We start from the raw sequence: 10,404 nt of genomic DNA on the forward strand, positions 1-10,404 counted from the left end.
TCACCAAGCACCCCGTTCCGCATCGAGCCAGGACCGCAGGTCAATCAGGTCGGTGATTTCGCCGCGCATCATGACGTCGAGCGCACTATGACCTTCGAAATTCGCGTTGGGCTTGCGAATCCAGGCGTAGCCACGCGCAGGATCGCTGAAGAGGTAGCGCAGCCCTTTGTGGATCCCCATCAGAATCGCCATGCGGGCCCGCAGGTCGCGGTCGATCCGGCCGATGCTGCCTTCCTTCCAGCGCGCCCAGGTGCGCTGGGCCATGTCGCCCAGAAGAGTTCTGGCCTCAAGGTCGGTCAGCTGCCAGGCACGAAACAGGTTTACCGTCGCGCGGGCAAGGGCGGCTGCTTCCTCGTCGGTGATGGCGGGAAGGTCTGGACGAGACGCCGTTGGTTGAATTGTTGCGAACTGCATAATATTCCCCTCTGGCATAAATTTAGTGATTATGTGCCGTTTGGCAAGGGCTGATTGGAGGCTTTGGCCCAGACCGTGTTCATTTCCACGGCCTCCCATTCGGCATGGCTGCCGTCACCTCTACCTCCCGCAGCATCCCGCCCGCCACCAACCCGTCCCGCACCCAGCCCAGTGCCTGCCACCAGTCGGTATAGGTCCGCCGCGCAGCCTCGATCTGCTGCGGGTGGGGCGAATAGGTCACCGGACAGGCCAAGACCTCGACCGTCCGCCACTTGCCGCGCCTCAGCACGCGCTCGGTGCCCACAACGACCGTGGTGGCCCGCTCCCCATGCTGGTTGCGCTTGACCTCGACCGGCACACAGCGCGGGACTGCACCGGGCATCCAGTCGGGGGTGAGCCCGGCGCGGGCGAGTTCCGCTACCCGGATCGCCATGCGCTTGCCGCCGAGGCAGTCGGGCATGCCGGCCACGGTGGCGGCGATCACCTCGGCATCCTCGTGGGTGTATCCGCCCATCTTGTGCCGGCCGCCATCGATCTTGCAGCCCAGCGCGGCACGCTGCAGCAGGACATATTCGAGGCCGAAGCCCCAGGCTTCGTCGGTCGAACCCTTGGGCGCCGGAAGCTCCAGCTGCGCCTTCTCGATCCGAAACGCCCATTCCAGCGCCGCCTGTACGCCCAACGCGCGTTTGACCCGCGTGCCGTTCGCGCGGCTGATCCGTCCGTGGTAACTCATCGCTGCAAATCCCTCGGTGTGAGCATTCATCGCACCCCGCGCTCACGCAGGCGCTGGGCGGTCACGAGGCCGCGGGCCAGCATGGCATCGCGCATGGTGTTGGAGATCGCGCTGACCGGCAGGTAGCGATCGGAGTTCACGATCTCGGCGTAGAAGGCCGGGAGGTCCGTGATCGGTGGTGTGGCCGGGACAAGGGCCTTCGCGGGCTTGCGGCGTTTCCGCACGGCGTGATTGCCCTTCCGCAGGGCGGCCCGCTGCATCGCCCTGTCGAGCGCCTTTGGCCCGTCGGGTGGTTCGGGGTGGTCCTGCCGGGAGGATGCGGCCGTGGCCAGGATCTCGGTGAGGGTCAGCCCCAGTTCGTCGTGCCAGCGCTGGATGTGCAGCCGAGCGGGCCAGCCTTGCCACCAGCCGGGCAGGGCGGCGGGATCGAGGCCCAGCGCGTCGAGCAGTCGCTCAAAAAACTCCTCACAAAGATCCTCGCGCGCTTGCGCGTCCTCCTCCTCCTTTACTGGTTTACTTAAAGGTTTCCTTACAGGGTTATTGTCGCAATCTGAGACACGGGAATCGCGTTTTTTGAGACACGGACCCGCCTCGAATTGAGACACGGCCCCCTGTCCGGAACTGAGACACGGGGAACGGCAGAAATCATCCTCCAAGCCACTGTCCTCATTGCAGAATTCCGCCTCGATCCCGTGTCTCAAATCCGGACAGGGTTCCTCCGGCGCAGAGCCGTCGAAAGGCGGGTTCATCTGACCCGCCTCTCCACAATCTGCGCTCCCGTCTGCTCCGTCCCCGTTCGTTCCGCTAGTGGCCACCGCAAAACCCGGCTCAAAGCCCAGCACGTAGCGGGTCGGGCGCTGCTGGCCGCTTTGCGCATCGATCCTGCGGATGCGCCGGATCAGGTTCAGGCCTTCGAGGGCATCGAGATGCCGGTTCAGCGTGGCGCGGCTGATCTCGCAATCCTGCGCCAGTCGGTCTTGCGAGGGGAAACAGCCGTAGTCGGGATTGAACCGGTCACAGAGATGCCAGAGCACGATCTTGGTGGTGGGCTTCAACCCGCGCTGCTGTATCGCCCAGTTGGTGGCCGCGTGGCTCATGGCGCAGGCCTCCGCAGGGGCGGCACGACGCGGGTGGTGAAGCCATGCTCGGCCAGGGCGCGTAGCGCATCATTGAGACTGCGCACGAGGGCCCAGCCAAAGCCCTGCGCCTGCACCGCATCGCGGAACGCTTCCTGCGAGGGGCGCAGGCGGCCCTTGGGTGCCTTCAGTTCGAGAAACAGCACACGCCCCTCGCAAAGCACCATCAGATCGGCAAAACCCGCATGGACCCCCATCCCGACGAGGATCGCCTGGCGTTTTGCGCCACGAGGCCCGGGTTCGGTCACCTCATTGGCGCAGTGATGGATGATGGCCGTGCGGGGCAGGGCGAAGCGCAGGGCCTGCACCACGGCGCGCTGCAGATCGGCCTCGGGTGTGCCACGACGCGTCATCGTCCGGTCCTCCCCTGGTCTTCGCGCTGGGCGCGGTGGATGGGGCGGCGTGCCTCGATCACGGCAAGGAGCCGCTCGGCGTCCTCGCGTTCGGTCCGGCTTTCGCCATGGGCGATGAGGACGTTGCAGGCGAGGCGGATCAGGTGATCGCTGTGATGGGCGACATCGGCGATGACGGCGCGCGCCTCGTCGCGACGATCGGCGGGCCAGCCGTGGGCGTGGGGAGGAAGGGGGATCATCCGCGGCGCCCTCCGGCCCGGCGGCGGCGTGGGGCGGCCTGTTCCTGCTCTTCGAGCCAGTCCTCGACGGCAGCGCGGCGGTAATAGACCTTGCGTCCGGCGCGCACGCAGGGCGGGCCCACGCGCTGTGCTTCCCAGCGGCGGAGCGTGTCGACCGAGAGGCCGAGCTCGAGCGCGAGGTCGAGGCGGCTGATCCAGCCGACCAGCAGGGTGCGGGGTTTGTCTTTTGGCTCTGGCATCGATCCGAGCTGCGGCATCGGGGTCTCCCTGGTTCTGGCCCCCAAGCGGGGGCGTCTTGCAGGGAGCAGTGAGCGCAGAGCGGGACGGGTGGCGGCGAGGCGGAGGGTGGCGGAAAGGGCGCCACCTTTGCGCCACCCCTTGTTTGACTGGCGTTGGAGCATCGATGAGGGGGCCGCGGGCAGGGGCCTCGGGAACCCGCCAGCAGCCCCAAACGACGACCGAAGCTGCAAACACCGGCGAACAGCCGGATTTACAGGGCATTGGGCGGCATGGACGGGCATTGAGGGGGTGGCATCCGACACGGCACCCGCGCCACCCGCTGAATTCGTGAGCGATTTACAGAACCGATGCCGTTGACTGGGTGTGTTCGAACCGCATGGGCTGCGGTCATCGGCGACGAAGGGGGGCGGGGCCCGTGGCGGAGCCGCTGCCGGCCTCACTGCCCAGCGCGATGCGGTCAATAAAACAAGGGGTGGCGCAAGGGTGGCGCCCTTTCCGCCACTCTCTGCCTCGTCGCCACCGGCAGCGCCATGATTGCCTTGATAGTCCGGCGAAACCACGCCTCATGTCGGATGCAAGAAGGATCGAGTGCATGCCAGAACGCATCAAGCTGACCGAGAAACTCCTCCGTGAGGCGGAGCCCACTCCGGGGCGGGATTACCAGATCTTCGACACCGAGCTGCGCGGCTTTGCCGTCTGCATCTACCGCGGTGGCGGCCGGGCCTTCACGATCGATTACCGCCATGCCGGGCGTCAGCGCCGGATGACCTTCGGGCGCTGGCCGGAATGGTCGGTTGCGGCGGCGCGCGAGCGGGCCAAGGAGTTGCGGCGCGAGATCGACGCGGGCGGTGATCCGCTCGCCCAGCGCGCGGCGGTGCGGGATGCGCCCCGGATCACCGATCTGATCGAGCGCTACACGGCCGAGCATCTGCCGAAGCTCGCGGAGCGCAGCGCGGCTGATCAGCGTTCGGTGCTGGCCAAGATGGTGGCGCCGGTCTGGGGACGGAAGCTCGTTACGGAAATCACGCCGACCGATGTCGACAAGCTGCTGACCCAGGTGGCAGAGGGCCGGGCCCGCCCGCACAAGGCAAAGCCCAACAACCGGGCGCGCAAGCTGCAGGGCTCGAAGCCCACCCCAGTGCGTGCCAACCGTGTCGGAGAAATCATCCGCAAGATGTTCACGCTTGCGGTGCAATGGGGCTGGTGCGCGGACAACCCGGCCCAGCGCTTTCATCGCCGGACAGAGACCCCGCGCGAGCGGTTTCTGTCGAAGGACGAGATCGCCCGCCTCGCCGTAGCGCTCGATGCCGCCGAAGATCGCCGCGCGGCGGACATCATCCGGCTCTGCATGCTGACCGGCGCCCGGTTGGGCGAGGTGCGGCAGGCACGATTCGAGCAGTTCAATCTTGAGCATCTGAGCTGGTCAAAGCCACCGACCATGACGAAGCAGCGCCGCGCGCATCGCGTGCCGATCTCGGACGAGACCGCCGCGATCGTGCGCCAGCGCCAGCTTCTGGTGCCGCGGGGCGCGCCCTGGCTCTTCCCTGGCGATACGCCTGGTCAGCCGGTGCAGGAGGTGCGGCGGTTCTGGCGACAGATCCAGAAGCAATGCGAACTGCCAGATGTCCGCATTCACGATCTGCGCCATACCTTCGCCTCGCTGCTGGTCAGCGGGGGCGCCTCGCTCGAGATGATCGGCAAACTTCTGGGTCACAGCCAGATGCAGACCACCCTGCGCTATGCGCATCTGATGGATTCGCCCTTGCGCGCCGGGGTCGATGCGGTGGCCAGCGCCTTCCGGCCAAAGCCACGGCTGGTGCATGATGGGGGCGAGCCGGGGGATCGGAAATCGGCCTGATCGAGCCCGGTGAGATCCGGCCCAGCGCACCGTTCGATCTCAGGCATCTTCCCGGCGCAGCGCCTTCCAGACCGGTGTGATCCGTCGCCGGATGGTGCGGCTGTCCGGGATCCGGTCCCCGCCCGACTGATCGGCGAACCAGTCCTGCATCTCGGCGATCAGCTCGGATTGCGTCGCAGGCAGGCCCTGTTCATGGATGCGCTGGATCAGGGCGACGTTCATCCCCTCCCAGTCATAGGGTGTGGTTGCACCGGGTCCGGTGGTTACCCGTCGGACCATGTCATTCTCCTCCTCGAAGGCGTGGACCTCTTCGGCCAGGATCAGCATGTCGGCCACTGCGACCGGGATGCCGCCGGTGGGATCGGTGATCAGGAGCCAGTCCGAACGGCCCGCCGGCTGGATGCGGCGCATGATGCCTTCGGAGGGGCCCGTTCCGCAGCGGCGGAAGAGGGGGAGCAGCTCCATCGGAGACAGCACCACCTTGCCGGCGATGATCTCGTCGCCGCAACGTACCGCCGCGATGCCGGTCAGGATCCGGAACCGGCCCGCATCGGCCCAGCCCGCGACATCGGCGATGTTGCAGCCCCAGCGGGCCGTGACCTCCTGAAGGGTAAGATAAACGCGCGGCGGCAATGCCATGATCGATACATCCTCGTGCAGACAGAGGAGGAGCATTGGTCAAACCGCCAGCAGCCCGCGCCCCGAAGGGCGCAGGGGAAGGGGTGCTCGGAAACAACGTGGTTCAAGGCGCCAAAGCGCCGCGACCGCGTACCTGTGTCGTTTCGATGGACCTGTTCTGCTTTTGGTTCGAGGGCTGCTCTCCTCGGGAGGCGCAACCTGCCGTGGCGCGAGATTCGGAGCAAGGGGGTGGTCCGAACGAAGCTGTGGATAAGGGTGGCGGGTGCGAAAAGTCGCTCATCGCCACTTTCTGCCGCTGAGTGCGGGACGGCTTTGCGCATGAAAATGCACGAAAAAATAGCGCGCCAGGCGGTTCGCATGGGCATCAATATGCAGGAAAGGCAATCAGAGTGAAGTGTGAAATAACGAAATTGACAAATGCGGATTGGAGTTTATATATGTGTGACAAGAAATATGATTTCACGGAGATAGCCTCATGCGCAAGGTCGTCAGAGAGTATCAGCAGCTGTGTCGTACTGAAGGTGTTGACTTGCTCGGAATCGAGCCGCGCGGCCGTCACTACGCTCTTCATTTCGAGAGAGGGTTCCTCATCGCGGCATCCACACCCTCCGATCACCGCGCGCGCCACAACCTCCGCGCCATGATCCGCCGCCTGCACGCTTGAAGGACAAAACCATGAACATGCCCGCCCCTACCCCCGAAACGATGACGGCTGCGGATCGCCGCGAGGCTTGGTTCGGCGACGAACGCCCCGGACTGGTCGAGTATCTGCGCGGATACGATCTTGAGCTGAGCGAACACGCCGCAGCGGTTTTTCGCGCAGTTGAGCAGCTCTTCGGGCGCGACGCTGTAGCACCCCACCTTCTCAAGGTGGTCCCCAATGCACCTCACGATGCTGAAAAATGGGAAGATGTGCTCCTTGCACCATCTGCTCCTCGCGACGGAGGCTGGAAAGCTGTCGAGCTGTTGGATGGTGCGGGTCTTTATGGTTTGTTTGGTGTAACGCCCGAAGATATCCCCTTTGCAGCGCGGCGGGTCTGGGTCGCAACGCTCCCGTCGCAGCTTGCTGACCTCAAGCACCACCTGCATCTGAAGGCGGATGGCGAGATAATCCGTGTCGTGAACCTCGCGCTCTCCCGCCACGCTCTGGATGTCGAGTTCAGCTATGACGACAATGGCGAGGAAACGCTTGGCGTGGTTGACATTGGCTCTCTCGCCATCTTCGGAGGGGTCACGGAGGGCCGTATCCGGAACATCCTTTCCAGCGGCGATGGCGGGCTTGAAAAGGTCGGCCAGTATGTGACGGCCGTCAGTGCCGCCGCATGGCTGAAGGGTCGGAAGGAGTTCTTCGCCTCGATCTGGCCGCAGCCCGATGAAGCTGTGCCCGAGGCGCCGAGCCCGGATTTCTCGGACGATGTGGTATTCGTCCCGGTTGCTGCGGATGGTAGCCATTTCCATCCCGGCCTCGCGCGCGGCGGCAAGTTCATGATCGGTGCCAAGGGTGAGGAGGTTTCGTATCCCTCCTTCAGCGAGGCGCTGTCTGCCTTGCAGAAGATGGCCACGCCCCGTTGGCGCCGTCCGAACGAGGCGGGCAACTGGGGTATTGTCTCGGGGCGCGACTGGAAGCGCATCGAACGCCGCCAGCTGATGTCGATGTGATCCGGAGTTTGATGATGCGTTTCTCTGCGGAAGACCTGCTTTCCGCCCTGCTCGAAGCGACGCCGCGGCCGACCTACGAGGCGCCGCGCGATGCACGTGGCCTTTACGGCCTTGTCGACCACCATGGCCATCTTCGCTACATCGGCTTGACCAGTTCCGCTGCTGAGACCCTTTACAAGCGGATCCACCGGCGCCATCGCACCGGCTCCGAGAACACGAGCCACTACTTCTCGGCAATGTACAACACCGGGCGGATGTGGCGTGACCGCGAGGATGCGCTGACCAAGGCCGATGGTGACATTGCCAAGGCGCTGCGTAACGAATTTGTCGTCGATCACTGCCGCGCAGTCTGGCTGCCTTTGCCTGACACCGCCGATATCGCCCGGCTGGAGGCTGAGGTACTTGCCCTCGCGCCCGACCACGCCATCGCCTGGAACCGGCGTCGGATGCAGGCCTATGATGAACCGGTCGATCTGGTCGACGTCACGCTTCGCCGTCTCGGATGGGGTGCGCACGAACTGGCGGCCATTGAACGGCAGCGCCTGCGCTTCCTTACCGCGAAGGCCGGTCCCGTCGCGAATCCATCGCCGAGGTCCGCGCCCATCCGGCAGACTCGTGTCACACCCTTTCCCAAGGGGCCATTCCGCTTCTTCGCGCTGGACGTCGAGACGGCCAACAATGACCGCGGCAGCATCTGCCAGATCGGTGTTGCCTGCGTGCGCCCCGACAATTCCATCGAGACCTGGATGACCTATGTCGATCCGCAGGTGGATCGCTGGGTGTTCACCTCCCTGCATGGGATCAGTGCCCGCACGGTGCGGGGTGCCCCGACCTTTGCCGAGGTGCTGCCTGTCCTCCGGGATGCGCTGAACGGCGCGACGGTCTATCAGCACTCGGGTTTTGATCGCAGCGCAGTTTCAGCCGCCTGTGGAAATGGCGGCCTGCCGATCCCGCAGTGGGACTGGCGCGACAGCGTTCAAGTCGCCCGCGCCGCCTGGCCCGAACTTCGGGGCAACGGCGGCCATGGCCTCGCAAGCCTCAAGCAGCATCTTGGCCTCGTGTTCGACCACCATGACGCGGGCGAGGATGCCCGCGCAGCAGCAGAGGTGGTGCTCCGGGCCGAGGGCGTTCAGCCTGTCCGTGCACAGGTCTTGGTACAGGCCGGTATGGCCCCGACTGCGGACGAAGAGGATTTCGACCTGATCGAGGATGCCAGTGACATCGTGATTGCTGCTGCACCGGAACCCAAGGTGGCGCAGATCCCGCTGGACCCGATCTCTCACCGGGATGCCGGGCATCATATTGGCACGGCCGAGATCACCCAGGGCAACATCGACAACAACCACATCTATCTCAGGAGCTTCTTCGAGAAGTTCCCGGCCGATGCGATCGGCGGATCGAACCGTGCTTCCGCCGCCCAGCGCGAGATTGCGGTCGATTGGGGTGGCGGGGCTGTTGTGATGACCGACCTCGATGGTCAAAAGAAGTTCTTCCGCAAGCGTGGCTGGATCCGGGAGTTCTTCGATCGCAACGGGGTAAGGGCAGGGGACACGGTTTCGGTTCAGGAGATTGGGTCGTACAGCTATCGAGTTGTCTTGCAGCGACACACCTAAACCTAAGGCGTGACCAGGATAGCTGTCACCGAAGCTGCCCAATAAGGGCGTGCTGCTTGCCTCGTTGAGGCGCCCGGTGTGAGACGGCGACCGGTTTTGGCCGCAGCTGTCCCCATGGAGAGAGACCCGTGCTCTGGCGAGGCGCCAAACATTGGCTGTGTGATTTAACCTATTGAGACTGAATCCAGAATTTGCGGAGATTCTGAGCCGTATCAGATGGGGTGATTTGATTTATAGCTTATTCCGAGTCAGAGGGAGCTGTTTGGTCGGTCAGCTTTGCCAACTCCGCCAGATAACGATCAGTCGCCGCGCTTGGGTCGTGGAAAGTCTCTTTAATCAACTCTCCAGAACCGTCCCTGCCTACATGACGCAAGAGAAGCTCCAGGTAGGGCTTGCTGCCGACGTCCTGCTGTATCCATGCAAAGCTAAGATTCTTCCCTTCAGACGTTTTGTACGAAAGGTACACATCAACGTAACGCGCTCCGTTGATCATCCAGCCTCCCGTCTTCACGCCCTGTCCGACCTTGTTGCTTGAGAGGTCAAACTTCATCGAGGCTTGTTCATATACCTTTTGCAGGAAGTCGCGCCCCTCGGTGTCCTTCGGCCCTCCGAGGCGCGTCGCCAATGCTGGTGCAACTACACGAAGGCGGTTCATGGTGGACTCATTGAGCCTTTCACGATCCAGGTCATCGATTTCGGGGTGGCGCTGTATATTTGCGTGGAGCCGTTTCAATGCATTGGCATCATTCATTTGGTCGATGCGAGCCAATGCCCGTTCGACCTCGGCTTTCAGTTGCTCAGCTTTCTTTTTTTCAATGTCTTGCATCTGTCCATCCTAAAAGCTGTGCTTGCACAGCATCGTCCTATCTTAGCCAGACTGCTCATTCGAGATGGGCAGTCAATCCTGTTCGAGGCTGTCCGGGTCCAAAACTTACGACGCAATCCGATGGTCATAAGCGCTTTGAACGTTAAGGCGGGTGCGGTGGGGAGCCTGCGGAGGCTTTGGTTCCGCATTGGGTCGCGATCATGGTTCGGAGGAAAGCACTGCGGGCTACATCAACGCCACATCAACCTGCGACTGCGGGCTTCGCGCCGGTCTTGAGTGTAGATGCCTGCGAATGCTAATATATGCGAAGGTGAAAATTGCGCCAAAACAGAAGCTTGCGGCGCAATGCGTTGATTTTTATAAATCATTGGAATTGCTAACATTTCGGCTCATAACCTGAAGGTCGTAGGTTCAAATCCTACCCCCGCAACCATTGAATTCGACACCCCGCCCACAATGAGGCGGGGTTTGTCATTCCGGGGCTCCCCGAGCCCCAGGATCGCGCCCAGTTCCCCATAGAGTTCAATGTCGTGGCCGCCGCCCTCGCGTGGCAGCATCCGGATCTCCGCGATCAGGCCGCGCAGGATATCTGCGGCTTCGTTCCGGCTGCCATCAAGTGTCAACGGCGGCGCAAAAGTCGGCCATGGCGGCGGAGCAAAACCAGGCCAGTTGGTGAGAGTGTGCGCCATGGCGC

Annotated in this window: 12 protein-coding genes and 1 pseudogene; 4 read left to right on the forward strand and 9 right to left on the reverse strand. The window is 63.6% G+C overall.

Annotated elements, in window-relative coordinates; genetic code table 11:
- From KTQ37_RS15365 to KTQ37_RS15390, 6 genes are all read right to left on the reverse strand, one after another.
- Positions 1 to 414: an MbcA/ParS/Xre antitoxin family protein gene (locus tag KTQ37_RS15365; protein ID WP_218631391.1), complete on the reverse strand. Its 414-nt coding sequence runs from the start codon at positions 412 to 414 to the stop codon at positions 1 to 3.
- A gap of 79 nt (positions 415 to 493) precedes the next feature.
- Positions 494 to 1,147: a hypothetical protein gene (locus KTQ37_RS15370; protein ID WP_218631392.1), complete on the reverse strand. Its 654-nt coding sequence runs from the start codon at positions 1,145 to 1,147 to the stop codon at positions 494 to 496.
- A gap of 26 nt (positions 1,148 to 1,173) precedes the next feature.
- Positions 1,174 to 2,244 (reverse strand): helix-turn-helix domain-containing protein, encoded by a 1,071-nt coding sequence (locus tag KTQ37_RS15375; RefSeq protein ID WP_218631393.1) that lies wholly within the window; start codon positions 2,242 to 2,244, stop codon positions 1,174 to 1,176.
- Positions 2,241 to 2,636 (reverse strand): VRR-NUC domain-containing protein, encoded by a 396-nt coding sequence (locus tag KTQ37_RS15380; RefSeq protein WP_218631394.1) that lies wholly within the window; start codon positions 2,634 to 2,636, stop codon positions 2,241 to 2,243. Before KTQ37_RS15380 ends, KTQ37_RS15375 begins: the two co-directional genes overlap by 4 nt.
- Entirely contained in the window at positions 2,633 to 2,875 is a 243-nt protein-coding gene (locus tag KTQ37_RS15385; protein ID WP_218631395.1) for a hypothetical protein, read from the reverse strand. The genes KTQ37_RS15380 and KTQ37_RS15385 overlap by 4 nt, the downstream gene beginning before the upstream one ends.
- Positions 2,872 to 3,114 (reverse strand): helix-turn-helix transcriptional regulator, encoded by a 243-nt coding sequence (locus KTQ37_RS15390; protein ID WP_236021271.1) that lies wholly within the window; start codon positions 3,112 to 3,114, stop codon positions 2,872 to 2,874. Before KTQ37_RS15390 ends, KTQ37_RS15385 begins: the two co-directional genes overlap by 4 nt.
- A gap of 593 nt (positions 3,115 to 3,707) precedes the next feature.
- Here KTQ37_RS15390 and KTQ37_RS15395 point away from each other — a divergent pair.
- Entirely contained in the window at positions 3,708 to 4,973 is a 1,266-nt protein-coding gene (locus KTQ37_RS15395) for a tyrosine-type recombinase/integrase (RefSeq protein WP_218631397.1), read from the forward strand.
- Positions 4,974 to 5,012: 39 nt separating this feature from the next.
- Here the strand turns inward: KTQ37_RS15395 and KTQ37_RS15400 are convergent, their stop codons facing one another.
- Entirely contained in the window at positions 5,013 to 5,648 is a 636-nt protein-coding gene (locus KTQ37_RS15400) for a hypothetical protein (protein ID WP_236021272.1), read from the reverse strand.
- A gap of 439 nt (positions 5,649 to 6,087) precedes the next feature.
- On the opposite strand from KTQ37_RS15400, the gene KTQ37_RS15405 reads away from it, so the two are divergent.
- The 3 genes from KTQ37_RS15405 to KTQ37_RS15415 are packed head-to-tail and all read left to right on the forward strand — an operon-like array spanning position 6,088 to position 8,884.
- Positions 6,088 to 6,276 carry a hypothetical protein gene (locus tag KTQ37_RS15405; RefSeq protein ID WP_218631398.1) on the forward strand — a complete coding sequence of 63 codons (189 nt, stop codon included), beginning with the start codon at positions 6,088 to 6,090 and terminating at the stop codon, positions 6,274 to 6,276.
- Between the two features lie 11 nt (positions 6,277 to 6,287).
- On the forward strand, positions 6,288 to 7,271 hold the full coding sequence (locus KTQ37_RS15410) for a hypothetical protein (protein ID WP_236021273.1): 984 nt from the start codon (positions 6,288 to 6,290) through the stop codon (positions 7,269 to 7,271).
- On the forward strand, positions 7,181 to 8,884 hold the full coding sequence (locus KTQ37_RS15415; protein ID WP_236021274.1) for a 3'-5' exonuclease: 1,704 nt from the start codon (positions 7,181 to 7,183) through the stop codon (positions 8,882 to 8,884). The genes KTQ37_RS15410 and KTQ37_RS15415 overlap by 91 nt, the downstream gene beginning before the upstream one ends.
- A gap of 238 nt (positions 8,885 to 9,122) precedes the next feature.
- Here the strand turns inward: KTQ37_RS15415 and KTQ37_RS15420 are convergent, their stop codons facing one another.
- A complete protein-coding gene (locus tag KTQ37_RS15420; RefSeq protein WP_218631400.1) occupies positions 9,123 to 9,710 on the reverse strand; it encodes a hypothetical protein in 588 nt (195 codons plus the stop codon).
- 389 nt (positions 9,711 to 10,099) lie between these two features.
- Positions 10,100 to 10,404: pseudogene (locus KTQ37_RS15425) on the reverse strand (hypothetical protein); the annotation flags it as partial.

The sequence above is a fragment of the Sedimentimonas flavescens genome, assembly GCF_019264375.1.
Classification (GTDB): Bacteria; Pseudomonadota; Alphaproteobacteria; order Rhodobacterales; family Rhodobacteraceae; genus Rhodobacter; species Rhodobacter flavescens.